This window comes from Bifidobacterium sp. UTCIF-1, assembly GCF_006408915.1.
GTDB classification, from domain to species: Bacteria; Actinomycetota; Actinomycetes; order Actinomycetales; family Bifidobacteriaceae; genus Bifidobacterium; species Bifidobacterium reuteri.
In genome coordinates this window covers 1-20,974 of record NZ_JFAG01000005.1, presented here as the reverse complement: position 1 = coordinate 20,974, position 20,974 = coordinate 1, and the positions used below count along the sequence as shown (strand labels likewise).

Sequence of the window (20,974 nt, the reverse complement as noted above, 5' to 3'; positions counted from 1 at the left end):
CCCGCATCACCCCTGTCTCACTGTCCTCGTTGCTTGTATTTGGCTTCGGTGGCCGCCTTGGCGGGCTCCCACCAGGCGCGGTTGTCCGTATACCATTGGATGGTCCGCTCCAGGCCCTTCTGGAAGTCCGTATGCTTCGGCCTCCAGCCCAATTCGGTCCGCAGCTTGGTCGAGTCGATCGCGTACCGGCGGTCATGGCCCGGACGGTCCCTCACCCAGTCGAAATCATCCGGATCCCTGCCCATCACGGTCAGGATGTCACGCAATACGGTCAGGTTGTTCCTCTCCCCGTTCGCGCCGATCAGATACGTCTCGCCGATGCGCCCCTTGGTCAGGATCGTCCACACACCCGTGGAATGGTCGTCCGTATGGATCCAGTCACGCACGTTCAGGCCGTTGCCGTACAGTTTCGGCTTCAGCCCCTCCAGGATGTTCGTGATCTGACGCGGGATGAACTTCTCCACATGCTGGAACGGGCCGTAATTGTTGCTGCAGTTCGAGATCGTCGCGCGGATGCCGAACGTGCGATGCCAGGCGCGCACCAAGAGGTCCGACGACGCCTTCGTCGACGAATACGGGCTGGACGGATGGTACGGGGTCTCCTCCGTGAACTTCGCCGGATCATCCAAGGCCAGGTCCCCGTACACCTCGTCGGTGGAGACGTGATGGTAGCGCACACCGTACTTGCGGCACGCCTCCAGCAGACGGAACGTGCCCTCCACGTTCGTCTTCAAAAACGGCTCCGGGTTCGCGATCGAATTGTCGTTATGCGACTCCGCCGCGTAATGCACGATCGCGTCATGACCCGGAACCAGCCTATCCAACAGCTCCGCGTCGCAGATGTTCCCATGCACGAACTCCACCCGGTCGCCCAGGATCCCCCTGATGTTCTCCAGATTGCCCGCATACGTCAACGCATCCAACACGGTCACATGCACGTCCGGATGATTCTCGTACACGTAATGCACGAAATTCGAACCGATGAACCCACAACCACCAGTCACAATAATATTCTTCGGAACAAAAACTTCATCAACCATACAAGCTACACTACCAAAACGTCTCGATAGCATCGACATATAACGAAAGCAAACAAAGTCATATTACAACATGCAACCAATAATAGTATTAATGAGTAAACTGACAAACTATTTACCGCCAATAGACTTTGTCTGCATATAATCAACGTGTTAAAGAGAACCGTATCGGTCGGATTGCAGAACTGGAAACAATCAATGTCGAATAAAACTTAATACAGTATGAAAGAAAATGAAAAAACACTAATAAATAGACTTATAAAACATAATCAATCATCATCCATCTAATTATATATTATTATGGCCGCATAGGCTCAATAGCCAAACATCATTGCTTAATAAAAAGGATATGCTTGGATTAATAAAACTCATTGATCACAATCAATATATATCCAAAGCGGTTAAGTAAAGACGATTTTCCATTACCAATTTATGCAACAATGAAAAACCAAGTCCTTTTCTGCTTTCGTAGTGTCTGAACAATTTATAGATATCAGACACTAAGTTACGTTTTAATTTATTTTTATCAGAGGGATAGTAAAAAACTAATATCACATTGGAATCAATCAAATGATTATGGTCAAATATATTCTCAAAATATGAATAATCTGGATCACTCAAGGAATGACCATATACTTTTATATAATCATAATTATTATGAAAAATAGAAGAAAAATTTGAACCATCGAAATATCTGGTAAGAAGCCTCATGGTCTTTGTAAATTGGCATATACTATAATCAGATGAAGAAATATCAGCGATGTCAAAGCCAAAGATTATGTTATCATCTTCAAGTTTGCCATGTATATTTACCAGACTATTGAGTGGATATTTTGAGCCATTTTGCTCAAAATGCAGAGGTCTCGTGTAATTAAATGACAATACATCTGTTTCAACAGGATAGTCAACCGAACACCATGGCCGCTGACGAGCGAGCATATCGTATAAATTTGACGCATTATCCTTATATGCAAGTCCTTCAGCAATTCCTTTAAGATAATCCTTGAAATCCGCCTCCAATCGCCTTAAGTGTTCAAAAAGAAAACCACGGAACTCTGAGATTGAGATATTACGGTACATTTGTATATAATATCGTTCTTCAATATTTGGCTTCACTAAAGGCATCATTTTTCCAAATGTCAATTTGGCTATTTGAATCAAGATTCCGATTTGCTTGTCATCGGTGACCCAGCGCTGAATCGTATATTCGACGTCCACCCAATTATTATTTTCCAACTCTATTGAGAATACTATGTCCCACAAGAAAGGTACTATTGCTGAATTATTCACCGCATTTTGCGCTCTATTAGCATCGATTGACAGTTTACTATGATTCTGCGAATACCTAACCCACGGATAATCTCCTCTCTCTTTTGTTCTGAAATCTAAATAATCAACAAACTTCGATTTAAGACCGCATTGCAGGTCAAATCCATTACCTATTATTATCAATTGTTTTTGCTTATCAAACATGTTCTTTTTCTAAAAAATAACATAATATTTAAGTCAAACCAATCAATGTTATCTATTAAACTACTCGATATAACAATTAACCCTGTATTATGCCTACTCCGAAACAATACGTTATCATGACTGAATCGCTGAGTGAGATGGGATGATTGTTCATCCCATCTCACAACAAGGGCTAAACAATCAGACTACCTCATACGATTACCAGCAATGCCATATATGAGACTGTATGTTACTCCTGTCTACGAATCCAATAGCTTCCGACTGACCCACACACCCGAATCAAAATCATATCTTTTGATCACACGCGCAGGATTCCCCACTGCAATAGAATATGGTGGAATCGACTTAGTTACCACTGAACCGGCACCGATTATAGCTTTTTCTCCGATTTCAACCCCCCCTACTATGATTACGTTATTCCCAATCCAAGCACCACGTCCAATACGGATTCCATCAGTCAATTCAAGTTGATTCATAACATATGAATCAGTGAGAGGAGACTTGCCATGATCGTAATCAATCATGACACAATCGGAAGCAAGCAATGCATCATCTTCAATAATGATGCGGGATGCACACTGTAGGGTTAGATTTCTCGTCACACGCACTCGTTCACAAATGCGAATTTCAGGCTCGTGATCGAATTTCTTTCCATGCGATGAATCCCAGCAGTACAGCCGACAATTATCACCTAAAACAGCCGTATTTGCACAATGAACATACTGGGGAAGACGCAGGTCAAGATTCTTACCTACCTGAATACCTGTCCTTTTGATAAAGTCAGAGCGCATTTTCCATACGCGCAGGGCATTCTTCGTTAGCCTCAAAAAAGACATAACCATTCCTTTTGTTATACTATATTTTTTGTATTTTGTCGCATATAAGCAAGATCGCTTATTATCCAACACCAAACATTAGTCCACTTGCGACTGCACACCATGATCATTATCATTACTGAAACACTGAAACAAATACATCCATACACCACCGAAAGTACCAACATGTCACAATAGGATTCCACGGGCAGCCAGAAGATATCCTGATGTGGAATGTTTATGGATCATCTCATCCATAAATAATGGTGTATTACTGCATACACAGGACGATTACAGAAAATGTTGTGAATTGCACTTCAAAAAAATAGCTCTCATTCTCATGTGGTTATCCCCTGCGCTGTAATGGCAATGATCCATCGAGTAGTTTCCCGTAGAACGTCTGACGACCCTTCACCGTGAGCGGGAAACTCTGTTTCCAGGTTAGCTTGAACAGGGATGTCTGCGACGTTAACGCCTTCCACTGATTGTCTTCGTACGCGTTACCCAATATTTTGTACAAGTCATCACATCGCGGATTATTCGGCTTGATAGCCAGAAACATGTCAGCGATCTCGACGCAATGACGTTGCGCCATGACGATCATGTAGTCGACCATCAGATAGTCCACCATGAAATCATTCGTCTTCCAATACTCGAGGAAAAAGTCGCGGATGGCCCGGAACATCCAACGATGATCCACATCGCATTGCAACGAATACCCTGCGAAATACCCTTGTGCGATGGAACAATGCAGATAATCTGGGCGCTTAATCGACCACACAGGCTCAGCGAACGTCATCTGTTCGAGCGGGCCGGTGCAGAAGAACGTGGAATCCAACCACAGACCACCGTGCTCCGCAAGCAGGGACAACCGCAACAGGTCGGAAAGATTCGTCCTAGTGATGATGCCGGCCTTTTGCTTCTCCTTCACCCACTGGGGGATGTGCACATAGCCTTCGTAGTTCTCATCAGTGATGATAATGACTTCACGATCGCCAGCATTACTTTTGATGGATTCCACGCACCGTTTAACAATCTCGGGAGCCTGATCGAGACCCTGCCACCAGCACATCCAAATCTTGTCTTCAAGAGCGGGGTCACTCTGCGGCATAGGCGCATGGAAGTCATATTCGTCGGCGAAGCGGCCATAGCGCTTCTCGAAGTACTTCATGAGGATCTCGTGCTTGCAAACCAGACGCTTGCGCACCTCCGGAGGCTCCTTGAACCCGTTGCGGTTCATCACCTGAATATCCACTTTGGCTATGAAGGTCTCCAACGCCTCCGGCCATGACGTCAGCCTTGCGATCTCCGCCGTAGATCGGCATTCCTCACTGATGCGATGCATTATTCGTTTGATGTTTGAATGACCTGCGACCATGTTGTGCTCTCCTCTTCTGTGTACAGAATACCGCCTATTCAGCGAATCGTACTAGGTGATTCGGTGATGGAGTTTATTTGCTGTTCTTAATGGAAGCGATAAAGGTAATCGTGGACTTCTAGGCACAATGACGAGGCTTATAAACCATTGCCATTCCACAAAGGAACCTTCACGCCCAAGAATACCAATGACGATTTCCAAAAACACATGGATGAAAAACGTACCAGCTGACATGCGAGTCGGAATTGCCTGCCGAAAAAGACGGCCGGTCATAAACGCGCTCAATGCTGTTTGCGGACGAACATGCCAGCATGTTCCATTTCTTCGAGGGAATGCTCGTAGCCGTTATCGCCCACCGTCTCCGTGCCTACCCACTTGCAGAACGCATTCAGCCCGTCATGCAGGCTGATGGACGGCTCGAATCCGAGCAGGGTGCGGGCCTTGGTGATGTCCGCCTTGTTGTGTGCGATATCGCCGATGCGGAAATCACCGGTGATGTTGATTTCACTGGAGCTTGCATAGGCGTCTTTCAGGATGTTCGCGATGTCAATCACCGAAGTGTTCACGCCACTGCCGAGATTGATGGTTTCCCCGTTGCTCTCCGGATGGGTGAGCGAGGCGGCCACGCCCGCGGCGACGTCCTTCACGTTGACGAAATCACGGCTCTCCAGCCCGTCTTCAAAGATGTTGATGGGCTGGTTGCGCAGCATCCTTGTAGAGAACACCGAGAGAATGCCCGTATAAGGATTGTCAAGGGATTGACCGACGCCGTACACGTTCTGGAAGCGGAACACTGTGTAATCAATGCCGAGTGCCGGACACATTGTGGCGAGCATCTGTTCCTGCGCCAACTTCGTAAACGCGTAGAGGGAACGCGGCTTGGCCGGAGTATCTTCGGTAGTGGCCACCAAAGTGAGTTTGGCACCGCAGGAATCGCAGTACAGGTTGAAGTCACCGGCGAGCATTCGCTCCCCTGTACGGGAGGATGGGTTCACGAATCCGCAGTTAGGGCAGCTGTATTTGCCTTCTCCGTAGACCGAGCGAGAGGAAGACAGCACTATTTTGCTTACAGTGCTGGCCTTGCCTTTCGTAGAGATGGCCTGCAACAGGTTCGAGGTGCCCATGATATTGACCTCGTTATACCGGTTTATTTCGTACATGGACTGTCCGGTACCAGTTTCAGCTGCCAAGTGAATGACATACTCGACACCGTCTATCGCATCCAGCATGGCATTCAAATCGCGCACATCGCCACGAATGAAACGGCACTTGCCTTGGATGGAACGATACAGATACGAGGATTCGGGCTCCCTGCCGTGAATCTGCTCAGACAGGGAGTCCAGCACCGTCACATCCCAATCGCCTTTGCTGTGAAGGCGATTGACGATGGCGGAGCCGATGAATCCTGCACCACCAGTAATAAGAATATTGTGATCCATATCAAACCTCAACTTATAAATTGACTTGAGACACTGGAGGAGAGACTAATCGCTGTATTTTCCATCAGATTAATACATTTATAATAGTTGTTATTCCAGATGATGAAGAACGAATGTCTTTTTCTTATCAGCACTCATCTTTTTTGTGTGCATAAAATCATCCATATGCTTTGCCTTGTAATCATCGATACTCTCGATTACTCGAGCCGGGACACCAACTGCAATGGAATTTGCAGGAATATCATGTGTGACAATAGCTCCACATCCAATTAAGCAATTATCGCCAATAGACACTCCCGGCATAATAATGGCGTTGAAGCCTATGTGAACATTGTTGCCGATATGGATTTTCCCAAATAGATCAACGTCGGATAGCTCAGGATACATGTGGCGAAGCACCCATACGCCTCCATCATGAGTTACGAACTTTACACCGGATGTGATTCTGACATTATCACCGATTTCAATCAGATACGGTTCACTACCGAAATCCCATCCATTCAAAATCTCGCCCCCCTTCCCCAGTTTCAATCCCATTTTCCGATAATGTTCCGCATTCTTCTCTGCACTGCGGAAATGAGTCATTAATTTCTCAAACATAACATATCCTTTTATATATTTAGATGGATTTTCTGATTCTCATATAGAAGAACAAGGATGCGACCATAAGAACAAATGCCGCAACGTATCTAGCAACAGTGAAACGATAAAGTGGAATTGCAATCGCCGAAAGAACAATCATTAACCACTGTATAGCGATAATAATCTTATCGTCATAAACAGTCTCTCGGGTTTTCGTGATGGTGAAATGCAATTTCCTTGATATTCGCATCTGAACATATGACAGGAAAACAAATGCAATCAACATGGAATAAGCAGCAGCTTGATAACCAAACAGAGGAATAAGAATGGCATTAAGGACAATATTGAGTACTGCACCACAAATTGAAGCTATCATAATATATGATGATTTCTTATGATACAGTAGAACATTGGAATACATATTTGAAATTGCATTCTGGAAAATCGCTGCTGAAATTGGCGGCATAATATAAATTGCAGCCATATATTCATCTGTAGCAATAATCTTAACCACCTCAGGAGCCAAAAAAGTTATCAACACACACATTGCAGCGTAAGAAAGCAACAAAAATGAAGAGAGGCTCCTAACTCTCTTCTTACCTTCAGAATCATCTATATTTCGGTATAGAAATGGAATGAATGAAGAGTTAATAGCCGACCACACAATTGCGGAAACCGTACTTACCGAGGATAGTGTGCCATAAATACCAACAGCGGAATTATCGACAAACCATCCAATCATCACACGACCAGAATTATTCAAAATCTGCGTGGCAAACTGGTTTGCAATCAAGGGCACACTCAGAGCAAGAGAAAACTTCCAATACCGCATAACAATAAACTTGCGGCCACGCACCATGATGTATATCCATAGCACAAGAGCAACAACATACAACACAGCATAGTTAGCAAACAATCGCCCCTCAGCAGTCCTCCCGCTCTCACGCATATACAGGACGGCAAGTACAGAAAGAGCAGATGCCAGTATCGCCGATCCAATAGTTACCAAAGTAGCGGCTTTATACTTATACTCATAACGTTGTCTTGCTAGCCAGAATTCTGTAGCAGGCAACAAGAGGAAACCTACCAGCATCAGTAAGATAAGCGACTTATCGAGGCCAAGGATACGGCTCCAAAAATCCGGAGCTACAGAATACACTGCAAAAAAAACAAGAGAGGAAAACGTCGTTAGTGTCAATACCGATGATTCATACCGGTCGCGTTCGTGTTCGTACTCCTTGAGCGCAACCATATATCCACCATAGGTTAACGAAAGGGTCGCTATAACAGTAAGTATCGCTTGCCACGAGTTATATAGATTGACAGTACCCATCTCTGAGGTCGACATGATACGAGTAAAGATAGGTACTGTAACAAACGCCAACCCCTTAGAGAACAAGGAAGCGAACGTATATGCAACAGCCGATTTCGCTCCTGCAGAGGGATGTATATTCCAAATATGTCGTTTACCATGTTTCGCCATTTTAGTTTTTTACCATCACTGTTGGAAACGATCAATCCATGAGCTGACGGAATAATAACGTTTTATCTGTTCATCATATAGATGAAAATCTGATTGCAAGAACATGGTCAACAATTCCTTATCTGGGTTCTGTAAATCAATAACTAATATGTTATTAGGATCATAGAAATCAGCTGACAACAATGCCGTATTGGTCGACACCAACTTTTTATTTAAAAAAATGGCTTCCATAACTCGCATGGAGAAACCATTCTGCCCTTGTTGAGTTATATCTAGAATCGCCTTGCTACGTGAAACCATATCCAGATAATCCATATAATTCACATAAGAGTGCTTTACAGTGAACGGCAAATTATCATGTTGAGCACTATTTTCAACGACAACAAACTCTGGAGTCATTCCTGCACCGGAAATTAGATTGTACAAAGCAAGCATATTCTCTTTACGGTCTTTGAGGAAGCCCAAAAATAAGATATCTGACGTCAGAGGATGAGATAATAGATGAAGATTCTCATCATACATAATTGTATTGAAATGGAACCCATATTGCTTACAGTTGCTATAGTCATACGAATAATACGAAAAACCATACTTCTCACATGATGCGAAATGATCCAAAACGACATGCTCATTGCGAACAATGTTCCATGAATACAAATAGCATCGCGCCGAAGAATTCTTATGCTTGCTGATATTACGCATTAAAGCGTTGTCAAGCCATGCCGCCATATCAAAAACTATGATCTTTGAAAACGATCGTAAATCTTTATACCAGTCCTCGTAGAATAATGAGCTGGCACTAAGCTTCAGCTTTCTGAATGATTTCCATGCAATTTGCGATGCACCATGAACCAAACGGAACACGGGAGAAATCACAACATTAGGGAGCTCTAATTGATTAAAAAAATAGAAACTGCGATTGGGAACCAGTATCAGTGTTCTTTCCATTGCATTACCTCTCTATGGCAGAAGAACGTATCGGAACTATAATATTACGTAATCTGCGTGTCTGCGTGGTATGAGCGATTAGTTTCGATTTCTCATTCGAGGCATACACACTGAGGTAAATAGGGAAGAGCATAAGACCTGGATAAAAAAGATATGTTTCACTAATTGTCGAGTTAATAAACATGAATGCAAATACTGCAACGAGTATTTTCCTTGGTTCACGTTGAATCATCGGGTAGAAAATCATTATCATCATTGCTAACCAGAAAAGCACACCATACACAGCTGCATAAGTCGCTATACTCGCTGCAACAGCCGCTGGGTCAAGCGAATCTCGAATTACATAAAATTCATCAAAACCGATGCCAAACGGATCCATGGAAAGAGCCTTCAAACTGGCAATCACCGTAATCAAGCGATACTGCCCAGTGCTATCTGCAAGATCAATACCGCCACCGATATTGCCGCCAAACAGCTTGTGCAACACCTGAACGTAGAGCAAGCTCGACTCTCCACGCAACATATAATCAGAAAACAGCACAATTGCAAGAATGGCGACCAACATCACCAACCTCTGCTTTATCTTACTTGCCCCCAGAACGCTGTCACGTTTAAAGAAATACACCAGCAATATGACCATCATAGAAAGATAACCGGTTGTTGACTGGCATGTAACCAATGTCAATAACACTATGACAATCGCCGTACGATATTGCTTTTCACTGTCAAAGTGAAGTTTATCTTTCCAAAACAATAGGACAAACAAAGCCGCATTCAAAATTATCTGATACACACCTGGTTCAGTGTAGAAACCGCAGTTTCGTGTCGCATGTATCTCTAGATACGAATATAGCCACAGCCCCTTTCCATGCAAAACCGTAGCCCATTCACCGGTTCCCAGATTCTGGGTCCAGTATGATGTCGCTGGCCACACATTTACTAAAGAAGGATTAATGCAAAAAACAGACCAAAACAGCATGCTGACAACGCCAAAAAAACAAACAATTCGCACAAAGCGCGTAAGGAACATACACTTATCTATGCATATTGCGATATACACGACAACCAACATCGCTGTATTAGACAAAAGTGTCAGAGGTCCTACTCCTCCTGTTTTTGCACGGATGATAAGGGTTGCTAACACAAGAAGAATACAAAACAACAGTACATAAACATTTCGGTATTTTGCACTCAATAGCATAAGAAATACATATATGCCTACAACAGCACCATATACTAGAGTGGTATTCAGATAACGTGACATCGCGCTGCTACCGGGAATCAGCAACATCAAATATAACCAAATATATTGGATTATCTTATTCTTCTCTAACCGAATCATTACCACTCCTAAAGATCTAGACAATTTGTACACACGATGTGTCTGTGTACGTATTCAGACACATAATCTGAGTTCTGGCTTCAGTAATCAGCATTTTGAAAGAAGTCAGCCATTTTGCCATTTTAGTTATCTGCGGAGCATACTGTAAGTTCTCGTTTTATGTGTTGACGGTAATGTGTTGTAATCATGATCCTCAACCCTGTATCCGCCTCTGCCCCTCGTGTCACGTCATTTTCAGTCGTTGTTGCATAAATCAACTTTGCTGTTAAGGTATCCTGCTGTGGCATTTTCCCTGTATTTGACAATACAAGGATTGCCAAATACCACAGAATGACTCGGAACATCACAATTCACATAAGAGCCGGGGGCGATCAGCACATCATCACCTATAACAATTTTTCCCACTATTGATGCGTTGATACCAACCCATACATCATTACCAAGCGTCGGAGCGCCTTTTCTTCTACCCCGATTTTCCTGTCCAATGACGACCCCACGATGAATGTTGACATTCCGTCCAATAACAGCTGCAGGATTAATGGTAATACAATACGGGTGCCCAATATACAGCCCACCACCAATTGCTGTTTTGTAGCTCAACTCTATGTAGTTTTTTTGTCGATACCAACGGAACAGCAACCGATACACCAGTTGCAAGGGTTTGAAATGGCATTCCTGACAACGGCGAAACAGCCTCTGGAATCTCGGCATTTTCTCAACGGCATATCGTCGCTTATCTTGTTCTAGCAAAACACCCATTTCAATCCCTCATTTTCTGTAGAAATAGGTAATCAACATTCAGCATCAAGAATTCTGGTGATCTTCGAGGCGTCGCCCCATACTGCTTTGGAGTCATACGGTCGATCGGGAAAAGCACCATACTTCAGCTTGATGAAGAATCCGTTCTCGCTTATGAAGCGCTCTACCCTATCAGCAAGTTTTTCGGGTTTACCTGAACAAATGTTGATGATTCCAAGTACCTCATCTTGATTAACGGCCGCAGCGACCTGATGACAGAAATCAGAATAATCAAGAAAATCATACTGATTCTGACCAGTGGTAAACGGGAACTCTTTCTTACCTTCGATCTCCGCCGCAACGATTTTCGAGAAAATGGAGCTACCATATTGGGTATTGCTAACGATGTAATAGCCGCGAAGCCACTGGAACTTTACATTGTTCTGTGACGCGATGGTCTTCAATGCATTACGAAGCGCATCCTTCGCGATGCCATACATGCTCATTGGCCAACATGGGGTGTGAGCATTGATACTTCCTTCATGGAAACCGATTTCATGCATCGATCCCATGCATGCCACCTGCTTGGTTCCAGACTCACACATTTTTTTCAGAAAAGCCACATGTTTGGGAAGATCTTCGAAATGCGCATTCGAATTGTGCACAAACCCGTCTCGCCATGCAAGATGCAGCACCACGTCAGGCTGGCCGAAGTGTGCGTACGGATCATCAATCGAGAAGATGTCATCAGGCATGCAACAAGCCGATGGATTCACATGGTCGCAAGCGAAATCAGTAGCAATAACATCGTTCCCTCGCTTAAGCAATTCATCGACCACGCCACATCCCAAATACCCGTTAGCGCCAGTAACCAGAATCTTCATCGTTTTCTCCTTAGTTTTATGTCTTATTTCGCTTGGATGGCCAAAAGCCATTGTTTCGAGATGGAATCGAGTGATAAACGTTCGCGCAGCCGTGCTCCAGCTTTGCTAAAGCGTTCTTGTATGCCCGGATCTCCAGCAACACTGCACATAGCAGCAACCAGGCGTTTCTTATCTCGCACCGGAACCAGATATCCATTTACACCATTATCGATGACCATACGAGCGCCACCAATTGGGCAGTCCGTAGCAATCGTCGGAATTCCTAATGCAATAGCTTCAATCATAGAATTCGAAAGTCCTTCAAAATCAGAAGAAATCACAAACATGGCGGCATCAGAAATACAGGCATGCACGTCCTTCCGAAAACCACAGAAATGAACACTGTTGCCGACTCCTCGGGATACCGCATACTGCTTTAGATCACTTTCCAACGCACCTTCGCCATAAATCTCGAAAGTATAATCAGGGAACCGCACGAGAAATTCCGCAAACGCATCAATGGCAAGCGGCAAATTTTTTTGCTCGTTCAGACGACAAACAGTAACTACACATTTGCTCCGTTCGCCTTCATAAGGTGAGGGTAGAACATCACTAAGAGGATTTAGAATAATCCTATACTTGTTAGCTGCATACTTAGGGTAATACTCGAGTGCATCCTTCGTTTGAAACACCACACAGTCAGCAAGCGTATACAGCCATGGATGAATGGCACAAATCAGTCGACGTTTTCCAAAAGCACGGTGCGGATCATTACGTTGAGAAATGATTACACGATTTGGCATACCAATACCAGCAAGCAGTGTAGACAAATTTTGATCATCCATGAAGGAAATAAAAACCGTCTTCGGCATTTCCTTCATTTTCGTTCGGATGGCTTTAATTTGACCAAAAAAATTGGGATTGCCAAGTGCACAAGACGTATCAATATGAACACGTTCATCTAAATCATATGCTACATGAGTTCCGTTAGTCAGAAACAGTGTGATGTCATGTCCATTATGCACAAACTCGTTAGCGAGTAGGGAAACAACACGCTCCGCACCACCACCGTTCATGCTTGGCATAACGAAGCAAATGCTTTCACTCATATTGGCATGTCCTTGCACTCATTGCTGGAATAATAGGAGATGGCTCTTTATTTCAGTCCCTGCGGAACAGATCGCGGGTGTAGACCTTGTCCTTCACGTCATCGAGGCAGGAATCATAACGATTGGCAACGATGGAGTGGGAGCGCTTCTTGAACTCGTCAAGGTCGTTGACAACCTCGGAACCGAAGAACGTGGTTCCGTTCTCGAGGGTCGGCTCGTAGATGATAACCGTAGCGCCCTTGGCCTTGATACGCTTCATCACGCCTTGGATGGAGCTCTGACGGAAGTTGTCGGAGTTGGACTTCATGGTCAGACGGTATACGCCAACCACAGTCTCATGCTCCTTGTTGGCATCCCACTCGCTGTTCGGGCCGTAGGCACCGGCGAGCTCGAGCACGCGATCGGCGATGAAGTCCTTGCGAGTGGCATTGGATTCCACGATGGCCTGGATGAGGTTCTCCGGGACATCCTGATAGTTGGCGAGCAGCTGCTTGGTGTCCTTCGGCAGGCAGTAACCGCCGTAGCCGAAGCTCGGGTTGTTGTAGTGGGTGCCGATGCGCGGATCCAGACATACGCCGTCGATGATCTCGCGGGTGTTGAGTCCCTTGGACTCCGCGTAAGTATCGAGCTCGTTGAAGTAGGAGACGCGCAACGCGAGGTAGGTGTTGGCGAACAGCTTCACGGCCTCGGCCTCGGTGAAGCCCATCAGCAGCGTGTGGATGTTCTCTTCGATGGCACCCTGCTGAAGCAGCTTGGCGAACGTCTTCGCGGCTTCCACGAGATGCTCATCGTCAGGATCGGTGCCCACCACGATACGGCTCGGGTACAGATTGTCGTACAGTGCCTTGGATTCACGGAGGAACTCGGGGCTGAAGATGATGTTCTTGGATCCGGTCTTTTCACGGATGGACTTCGTGTAGCCCACCGGAATCGTGGACTTGATGACCATGATGGCGTCCGGGTTGACCTTCATCACCAGATCGATAACAGCCTCGACGGCAGAGGTATCGAAGAAGTTCTTGGTGCTGTCATAGTTGGTAGGGGTCGCGATGATTACGAAATCGGCGTCGCGGTATGCGCTTTCGCCATCCAGCGTGGCGACGAGGTTCAGCTTCTTCTCGGCGAAGTACTTCTCGATGTAATCGTCCTGGATCGGGGACTTGCGGTTATTGATCATGTCGACCTTTGCCGGAACGATATCCACCGCGGTCACCTGATGGTGTTGGGCCAACAGCGTGGAGAGACTCAGGCCCACATAGCCGGTACCGGCAACGGCAATCTTCAACGAATCAAAATCCTTCATGTTCTTTCTTCTTCCTACCTATTCGGCTGTTACATTCAATCTATCGCAAATCCAGCAAAGCGGCAGTGCCGTTATCAGCGCCCGGCCTTGTCGATGTAGAAGGCTTTGTACCATTCGGCGAACCTGCGCAGCCCCTCACGCAGAGGCGTGGATGGCTTGTAGCCGTAATCACATTCCAACGCCTCCGTGTCCGCGTAAGTGACGGGCACATCGCCCGGCTGCATGGCGACCAGCTCTTTATGCGACTCAAAGTCATAATCCTCGGGCAGCACGCCGGCGCGAACCAGTTCCTCCTGAAGGATTGTCACGAATTCGAGCAGGTTCTCCGGATGACCGTTGCCGATGTTATACACGGCATATGGCGGGACAGGCAGACCGTCCTCGCCGGTCTTCTTTTCAGGGGCGCCTTGCATTACGCGCATCACGCCTTCGACGATATCGTCGACATAGGTGAAATCACGACGGCAATTGCCGTAGTTGAAAATCTTGATGACATCACCGGCAAGCAGCTTGTTCGTGAATCCGAAGTAGGCCATGTCCGGGCGACCAGCAGGACCGTACACCGTGAAGAAACGCAAGCCCGTGGAAGGAATGACATACAGCTTGGAATAGGCGTGCGCCAGCAGCTCGTCGGACTTCTTCGTGGCCGCATACAAGCTCACCGGATTATCGACCTTGTCATCCGTGGAGTACGGCACCTTCTTGTTCGAACCGTACACGGAGGAGCTGGAGGCGTACACGAGATGAGCCACGGGATAGTTGCGGCAGGCTTCCAGAATGTTGTAGAAGCCGATGAGGTTGGACTGGATATACGCGTCCGGATGCGTGATGGAGTAGCGCACGCCGGCCTGAGCGGCCAGATTCACGACCACCTTTGGATGGTATTGCTCGAAGAGACCGAACACCGCGTCCTTCTCTGCCAAATCGCCCTTGATGAACGTGAAGTTCTCATAATGCGACAGCTGCTCGAGACGGTGTTCCTTGAGCCTCACATCGTAATAGTCATTGACGTTATCGAAACCGATAACCCGAATGCCAGAAATGTCTTCGAGTAGGCGCTTCGCCAAATTCGATCCTATAAAACCAGCAGCTCCAGTGACTAGAACTGTGTTTTTTCGTAAATCAATCATATCCATTGTTTTTCCTCGGTATTTCGATTCAAGTGTTAGTTCCATTTTCTTGTAAACAACATGCATACAATTCTTCAAGAGCACGAATATAAGTGGATTGCAGCGTCCTTTGAGCAACATAGATGCCGCATTCCCGTTGCATGCTCAAATACAAACTTCCATCAAGCGCCGCTGCATGTAATAATGCACCGACCAAACTATGCATGTCACCGCTGTTAAAGCAAAAGCCGGTCTTGCCTTCCACCACGAGCTCTGGAATACCGCCGATGTTCGCGCCAATCACCGGAGTCTGTGCAGCCAAGGACTCCAAGCCGGAGTACGGCATGTTTTCACGCCATTCGGAGCACAGCACGCTGAAACGGGCGTTGCCCACCTCCCTTTGGAGTTCTTCGCCGGTCTTATAGCCGAGCAGCGCAATCCGCTGTGAAGCTTCCGGGCCCGCCTGTGCGATGAGATTCTCGATGGTTCCTCGCTCCGGACCATCACCCACGATATGTAACTTCCAATCCTGCGGCAGAGATTTGCCCGCGGCATCCAGGAATGCGCGGACCAACGTAAGAATGCCCTTTTCCTTGGAAAGCCGGCCGAAGAACAGGAAGTACGGCTCCACAGTATCGAACTTGGCGGTGTTCGTGACCTTGCGTGCCATCGCCATCTGGCTTTCTGTCAGGAAGTTCTGCATCGCAATGGTGCGCCCGGCATAGCCACCTTCATCAAGTTTGTTCTTCATGAACTCGCTTGGCGCGATGATCCGGTCGATCTTGTCGTAGCTGTGATGGTATTTCAGGAACTCGGCTTCAAGGAAGGCGAGTCCGCTCTTCGCCTTGGAACCTTTCACACAGGTATGCTCCACCGCATGGAAGAACCTGCGATCCAAGCAACGATCGCATACATTGCCGGAACCATCCACCATCGTGTAGGCGGGGCACAGCAGAATGTAATCGTGCGCGGTATACACCACCGGCACATGATGCTTCTTGAGGTACGGCGCATCCAAAATCGACAACGTGAGTTGACGATGCACGTTGTTCATATGGATCACATCCGGCTGAAATTCCTCCAGCAACGCCTCGAACTTGTGCTTCGACTCGAACGAATACACCAGTGTGGCGGCTTCCTTCGCCTGCTGGAACGCTGAAATTTTCCCGACGTAATCCTTTTCGGAGACGAAGTACTTGCTCCAATAGCTCGGCTCATTGTTCGGATGCTGCATGGAGAAGAACGCGACCTCGTGGCCGAGCGTCTTCAGCCCTTCGGCCAGCGCAAAGAAATAGGTCTCTGCGCCACCTTTGCGGTAGAAATACTTGTTGATCAGCAGGATCTTCATCGCGCATCGCTCCCTCGGTACAAAGTGAGCGTTGCGTCAACGACCTTGTCCCAGCTGTACTTCGCGGTCACATAGTCGGCGGCGCCCGCTTTCAGAGCTGCCACACGAGCGGGATCATTGATCAGTGCGGCAAGTGTTGCCCGAAGATCATCCGCGTCCCCCCCCTTATGGAAGGTCACTGCATGGCCTCTCACAACCTCCGTGCACTCGGGAATATCGGAGGTCAGGCAGCAGTTGCCATAGCTCATGGCCTCCAGCAGACTCATTGGCATGCCTTCGAGATCGCTGGGTAACACGTATATATAGGCATTGCTGTACAGCTCTACAAGCTCCGCGCCTTGTATGAAGCCAGTGAGCACTATGCGCGAATCCGAGGTAGCAGCGGACTTGATTGACTCGTAATATTCAGCAGAGTCTGAGGAACCTCCGGCAATGACCAGCTTCTTATCAGTGTCCAGTTTCTTGAACGCCTCGATAAGATAATGCACACCCTTTTCTGGCACGATTCGGCCGAGGAACAGGATATAACCATCCTTGTTGAGACCATATTTATGCGTGATCACATCAGCCGGCATCGGTGTGCTGCGTTCCACTCCGTTCGGGATGAAGTGCACATCACGCCCATATGTGTCTTTGAAATACTGCTGCACATTGCGGCTGAGCACAATCACCTCATCCGCGCACTTCGCCGCAGTTCGCTCGCCGAACTTCAGATACCAAGACGCGAACCGTCCCCACTTCGCACGCTGCCAATCCAAGCCGTGGATCGTGGCCACGGTGCGGATGCCCGCCCAATGAGCCAATCGGAGCGGCACGCACGGGCCTTCCGCATGATAGTGAATCACGTCGGGGCGCGCTTTGATCGCCTTCAATGTGGCGAAGAACGAGGAGGTAAGAGCCGCCAGACCTTTTGCGTCAATGGTGGTCACCGGCACTACATGTACGCCCTTGTATTCATACGGTTCGCCAGAATGATTCGAGCTGCTGTCGAATTGCGCACCAGCCACGTTATGGCCTCTGCGGTTGTATACCACCACTTCGTGGCCGAGCGCCGCCATGCGAACGGCCAGCTCTTCCACGACGACCTCTACGCCACCCTCACGTGAGGGTATGCGCTTATGACCAATGAATGCGATTCTCAAACCGACACCCCGCACAACGCCGCGGAATCAAAACTGACATAAGCGCCGTTATCGGCAAAACGTCTCTCTTCCACGGAACATCCTTACTCAAACCAACGTTTTCCACGCATTACACGCGCACAAAACCTGTCCTTTATCCGTTCATACTATACCGTCGGGGGTACTCTGTACCAACCAATTCTTCCTTATCGGAAATCAGTATGCGGAAACGCGCCATACGGCATCAATGACCGCCAGTTTATCCGCGTCAAGTGAACGTCGAGTAGAAGCACATGGAAATCACGGCTTCAACTTTTGGACAGAACCTGCCCCAAAGGAGCATGAGACAGTATGACGCGCTTATCACTCAGGTAATCCAAGCGTCATACGGATATAAGCGGCATGCTCTCTGAGATACTCACGCAAATACGGAATCGCAAAATCCACCTTTCCGTACCCGCAATCCTCGATGACCTGCGTGGATTCTAAAAGAATCTAAAAGATTCTAAACCGAAGTGGTATGAGTGGAGCGGGTAAAGGAAGTACGTGAACATGCTAGAGCAGCACACAGAGCTGTTCTACGGCACGAATAGTCGCACGAGCATCATCATCATGCGGACTACCCCTCAGACCCGCTTCGCGGGCCAGCTCCCCTGACAAGGGGAGCCGAGATCTACAAACAGCGCCGCTGTTTGCTTAACGGTGCTGTCCTGACAAGGGGAGCCGAGATCTACAAACAGCTCCGCTGTTTACTTCACGGCAACATCCCGACAATGGGAGCCAAGACCGACGAACCTCGATGTCACGGCTCCGACAGCTCCAAACTACTGCACCAGAGCATGAGATTTCATTTGCCTGCCATTTGATTCTCTTTTGACTCGATGGGCATCTTGGTGGAGCCCGGCATGCAGAAATGGCGGAATTCCAACGAAATCTCATTTGCCTGCCATTTGATTCTCTTTTGATTTTAAAATCAAAAGAGGCTATTGTTTCTTAGGAGCCATTTAGGACTCTCGGATGTCGAACATCAATAGCCACAGGAGGCGAGCATGCCGGAAGATCTCATCACCCTCATTACCGCACTCGCCAACCAGGACAGCGAAAACGAATGCCTCGAGTTCAAGCACGGGAACACCGACCCGAATCGAATCGGCCGCGATATCTCCGCATTGGCCAATTCAGCAGCCTTGCTGGGACACACCTTCGCATACAAGATATGGGGCATTGATGACACCACCCATGAGCTTATCGGCACCGCATTCAATCCTAAAGTCGCCAAAGTAGGCAATCAGGAACTGGAGCTATGGCTTCGGCAGCACTTATCCGACAATGCCGAGTTTCGTTTTGAATCCGTCGAAGCCTTCGGCAAGCATCTCGTCCTCTTACGCATATGGCCGGCCCAATACCGCCCTGTGCTTTGGCAAGGGTTGTCCTATATTCGCACCGGCTCCTCAACGCAGGAGCTCAAGCATAGCTCGAAACGGGAAGAGGAGCTGTGGAGTCGCACGCGTGCTGAAGTATTTGAACTTCAATACGCGCTAAGCGGGCTCACCGACGATGAAGTGCTCGGCAAACTAGACACCGACTGGTACCGACAAGAGTTCGGCATTCCACAGACCACGCCCACCGAGCAGACTCTGCATCTGCTTGCGAGCGAACATTTTATCTCCATCCAAGATTCAGGCCGATACTCCATTACCAATCTTGGCGCGTTGCTTTTCGCCCGGAATCTCAACGATTTTCCGACCGTCTCCCGTAAAGCGTTGCGAGTCATCCGGTACGAAGGCTCTTCCCCCATCGCACCATCGCGCAGCAAGACATTTGATTTCGGATACGCCAAATTGGATCTGATGCTTGAATACATCGAAGCGTTGCTTCCCGAACAAGAAGTCATCCAAGGGGCGCGCCGAATCACCCTGCGTGCATTCCCCCATACCGCATTGCGCGAGCTGACCGCCAATATGCTCATTCATCAGGATCTCTCCATCACTGGAGCCGGCCCAATGGTATGCATTTTTGACAATCGCATCGAATTCACTAATCCCGGACGCTCTTTAGTGGATGTCGCGAGACTGTTGAACGATCCCCCTCATTCACGCAATGAGAAAATGGCGGCCATATGCCGCCGCCTGCATCTGTGTGAAGAGGCCGGTTCCGGGTGGGACAAAGTGGTTCTCGACTGCGAGCAGCACCATCTCCCCGCCCCGGAAGTAGAAGAACCCGGAGACAACATGCGAGTGACCTTGACGCGGTCGACACCGTACCGCGAACTGACGCGCGAGCAACGTCTCGATGCCGCGTATTGGCATGCCTGCGTGCAATACGCGCAAAGATTGCCTATGACCAACACCAGTCTCCGAGAAAGATTCGCGCTCCCCCAAAGCGGCACATCACAGATATCCAGGCTTATCAAGGCCTGTTTGGATGAGAATCTCCTCAAAATCGCGGATCCCGATGCCGGAAAACGATATATACGTTATCTGCCGTATTGGGCATGAGATTTCATTTGCCCGCCATTTGCTTTTCTTTTGACTCGATGGGCATCTTGGTGGAGCTCGGCACGCAGAAACGGCGGAATTTCAACGAAATCTCATTTGCCTGCCGTTTGATTCTCTTTTGATTTTAAAATCAAAAGAGAATCTGGAGGCTCAATCTAGAGTCACAGGACTCAGTCGGTGCGGCCTTCCACTTGCGGCGTCTGGTAGACGTCAAGAGGCGTCTTGACGCCGGGTGCGAGCTCCACATGAATGGTCGCCTCATAGGATTCGCCCGGGTTCAACACGAACTTCTTGACGCCCACAGTCAACGTGTTATGCATGGTGACACCGTCATAGCTCTTGCCATCCGTGGACTTCCAGTCCACCAGACGACCGCCCGCCGGAGCGT

Annotated in this window: 17 protein-coding genes and 1 pseudogene; 1 reads left to right on the top strand and 17 read right to left on the bottom strand. The window is 47.7% G+C overall.

Annotation, left to right across the window (positions count from 1 at the left end; all coding sequences use genetic code 11):
- Positions 1–17: 17 nt before the first annotated feature.
- The 16 genes from rfbB to BW09_RS03275 all read right to left on the bottom strand — a co-directional run bounded on the left by rfbB (position 18) and on the right by BW09_RS03275 (position 18,109).
- On the bottom strand, positions 18–1,040 hold the full coding sequence (gene rfbB / locus BW09_RS03350) for a dTDP-glucose 4,6-dehydratase (RefSeq protein WP_140462594.1): 1,023 nt from the start codon (positions 1,038–1,040) through the stop codon (positions 18–20).
- A 378-nt stretch (positions 1,041–1,418) separates the two neighbouring features.
- Entirely contained in the window at positions 1,419–2,510 is a 1,092-nt protein-coding gene (locus BW09_RS03345; protein WP_140462593.1) for an AbiH family protein, read from the bottom strand.
- A 239-nt stretch (positions 2,511–2,749) separates the two neighbouring features.
- Complete coding sequence (locus tag BW09_RS03340) at positions 2,750–3,346, bottom strand: DapH/DapD/GlmU-related protein (RefSeq protein WP_181161737.1); 597 nt, start codon at positions 3,344–3,346, stop codon at positions 2,750–2,752.
- Positions 3,347–3,671: 325 nt separating this feature from the next.
- On the bottom strand, positions 3,672–4,703 hold the full coding sequence (locus tag BW09_RS03335; protein ID WP_140462591.1) for a capsular polysaccharide synthesis protein: 1,032 nt from the start codon (positions 4,701–4,703) through the stop codon (positions 3,672–3,674).
- A 281-nt stretch (positions 4,704–4,984) separates the two neighbouring features.
- On the bottom strand, positions 4,985–6,142 hold the full coding sequence (locus BW09_RS03330; protein ID WP_140462590.1) for an NAD-dependent epimerase/dehydratase family protein: 1,158 nt from the start codon (positions 6,140–6,142) through the stop codon (positions 4,985–4,987).
- Positions 6,143–6,232: 90 nt separating this feature from the next.
- Complete coding sequence (locus BW09_RS03325) at positions 6,233–6,742, bottom strand: acyltransferase (protein WP_140462589.1); 510 nt, start codon at positions 6,740–6,742, stop codon at positions 6,233–6,235.
- 19 nt (positions 6,743–6,761) lie between these two features.
- On the bottom strand, positions 6,762–8,207 hold the full coding sequence (locus BW09_RS03320) for an oligosaccharide flippase family protein (RefSeq protein ID WP_140464732.1): 1,446 nt from the start codon (positions 8,205–8,207) through the stop codon (positions 6,762–6,764).
- A gap of 15 nt (positions 8,208–8,222) precedes the next feature.
- On the bottom strand, positions 8,223–9,155 hold the full coding sequence (locus tag BW09_RS03315; protein WP_140462587.1) for a hypothetical protein: 933 nt from the start codon (positions 9,153–9,155) through the stop codon (positions 8,223–8,225).
- A gap of 4 nt (positions 9,156–9,159) precedes the next feature.
- Positions 9,160–10,497, bottom strand: coding sequence for a hypothetical protein (locus tag BW09_RS03310; RefSeq protein ID WP_140462586.1), 1,338 nt, complete (start codon positions 10,495–10,497; stop codon positions 9,160–9,162).
- 234 nt (positions 10,498–10,731) lie between these two features.
- Positions 10,732–11,256 (bottom strand): serine acetyltransferase, encoded by a 525-nt coding sequence (locus BW09_RS03305; RefSeq protein ID WP_258184968.1) that lies wholly within the window; start codon positions 11,254–11,256, stop codon positions 10,732–10,734.
- A 32-nt stretch (positions 11,257–11,288) separates the two neighbouring features.
- Positions 11,289–12,119: an NAD(P)-dependent oxidoreductase gene (locus tag BW09_RS03300; RefSeq protein WP_140462585.1), complete on the bottom strand. Its 831-nt coding sequence runs from the start codon at positions 12,117–12,119 to the stop codon at positions 11,289–11,291.
- Between the two features lie 23 nt (positions 12,120–12,142).
- Positions 12,143–13,207 (bottom strand): glycosyltransferase, encoded by a 1,065-nt coding sequence (locus tag BW09_RS03295; protein WP_140462584.1) that lies wholly within the window; start codon positions 13,205–13,207, stop codon positions 12,143–12,145.
- A gap of 52 nt (positions 13,208–13,259) precedes the next feature.
- Positions 13,260–14,492: a nucleotide sugar dehydrogenase gene (locus BW09_RS03290; RefSeq protein WP_140462643.1), complete on the bottom strand. Its 1,233-nt coding sequence runs from the start codon at positions 14,490–14,492 to the stop codon at positions 13,260–13,262.
- Between the two features lie 92 nt (positions 14,493–14,584).
- On the bottom strand, positions 14,585–15,640 hold the full coding sequence (locus BW09_RS03285; RefSeq protein WP_219846515.1) for an NAD-dependent epimerase/dehydratase family protein: 1,056 nt from the start codon (positions 15,638–15,640) through the stop codon (positions 14,585–14,587).
- A 28-nt stretch (positions 15,641–15,668) separates the two neighbouring features.
- On the bottom strand, positions 15,669–16,967 hold the full coding sequence (locus BW09_RS03280; protein WP_140462582.1) for a glycosyltransferase: 1,299 nt from the start codon (positions 16,965–16,967) through the stop codon (positions 15,669–15,671).
- Positions 16,964–18,109, bottom strand: coding sequence for a glycosyltransferase family 4 protein (locus BW09_RS03275; protein WP_140462581.1), 1,146 nt, complete (start codon positions 18,107–18,109; stop codon positions 16,964–16,966). The genes BW09_RS03280 and BW09_RS03275 overlap by 4 nt, the downstream gene beginning before the upstream one ends.
- A 1,028-nt stretch (positions 18,110–19,137) precedes the next feature.
- Here BW09_RS03275 and BW09_RS03270 point away from each other — a divergent pair.
- Positions 19,138–20,586 carry an ATP-binding protein gene (locus BW09_RS03270; protein ID WP_140462580.1) on the top strand — a complete coding sequence of 483 codons (1,449 nt, stop codon included), beginning with the start codon at positions 19,138–19,140 and terminating at the stop codon, positions 20,584–20,586.
- 170 nt (positions 20,587–20,756) lie between these two features.
- On the opposite strand, the pseudogene BW09_RS10835 reads toward BW09_RS03270, so the two are convergent.
- A pseudogene (locus BW09_RS10835) lies at positions 20,757–20,974 on the bottom strand (hypothetical protein); the annotation flags it as partial.

Excerpts from the sequence above, each read along its gene's own strand:
- rfbB (WP_140462594.1), bottom strand. The coding sequence starts at position 1,040 with ATGGTTGATGAAGTTTTTGTTCCGAAGAATATTATTGTGACTGGTGGT.
- BW09_RS03345 (WP_140462593.1), bottom strand. The coding sequence starts at position 2,510 with ATGTTTGATAAGCAAAAACAATTGATAATAATAGGTAATGGATTTGAC.
- BW09_RS03340 (WP_181161737.1), bottom strand. The coding sequence starts at position 3,346 with ATGTCTTTTTTGAGGCTAACGAAGAATGCCCTGCGCGTATGGAAAATG.
- BW09_RS03335 (WP_140462591.1), bottom strand. The coding sequence starts at position 4,703 with ATGGTCGCAGGTCATTCAAACATCAAACGAATAATGCATCGCATCAGT.
- BW09_RS03330 (WP_140462590.1), bottom strand. The coding sequence starts at position 6,142 with ATGGATCACAATATTCTTATTACTGGTGGTGCAGGATTCATCGGCTCC.
- BW09_RS03325 (WP_140462589.1), bottom strand. The coding sequence starts at position 6,742 with ATGTTTGAGAAATTAATGACTCATTTCCGCAGTGCAGAGAAGAATGCG.
- BW09_RS03320 (WP_140464732.1), bottom strand. The coding sequence starts at position 8,207 with ATGGCGAAACATGGTAAACGACATATTTGGAATATACATCCCTCTGCA.
- BW09_RS03315 (WP_140462587.1), bottom strand. The coding sequence starts at position 9,155 with ATGGAAAGAACACTGATACTGGTTCCCAATCGCAGTTTCTATTTTTTT.
- BW09_RS03310 (WP_140462586.1), bottom strand. The coding sequence starts at position 10,497 with ATGATTCGGTTAGAGAAGAATAAGATAATCCAATATATTTGGTTATAT.
- BW09_RS03305 (WP_258184968.1), bottom strand. The coding sequence starts at position 11,256 with ATGGGTGTTTTGCTAGAACAAGATAAGCGACGATATGCCGTTGAGAAA.
- BW09_RS03300 (WP_140462585.1), bottom strand. The coding sequence starts at position 12,119 with ATGAAGATTCTGGTTACTGGCGCTAACGGGTATTTGGGATGTGGCGTG.
- BW09_RS03295 (WP_140462584.1), bottom strand. The coding sequence starts at position 13,207 with ATGAGTGAAAGCATTTGCTTCGTTATGCCAAGCATGAACGGTGGTGGT.
- BW09_RS03285 (WP_219846515.1), bottom strand. The coding sequence starts at position 15,640 with ATGATTGATTTACGAAAAAACACAGTTCTAGTCACTGGAGCTGCTGGT.
- BW09_RS03280 (WP_140462582.1), bottom strand. The coding sequence starts at position 16,967 with ATGAAGATCCTGCTGATCAACAAGTATTTCTACCGCAAAGGTGGCGCA.
- BW09_RS03270 (WP_140462580.1), top strand. The coding sequence starts at position 19,138 with ATGCCGGAAGATCTCATCACCCTCATTACCGCACTCGCCAACCAGGAC.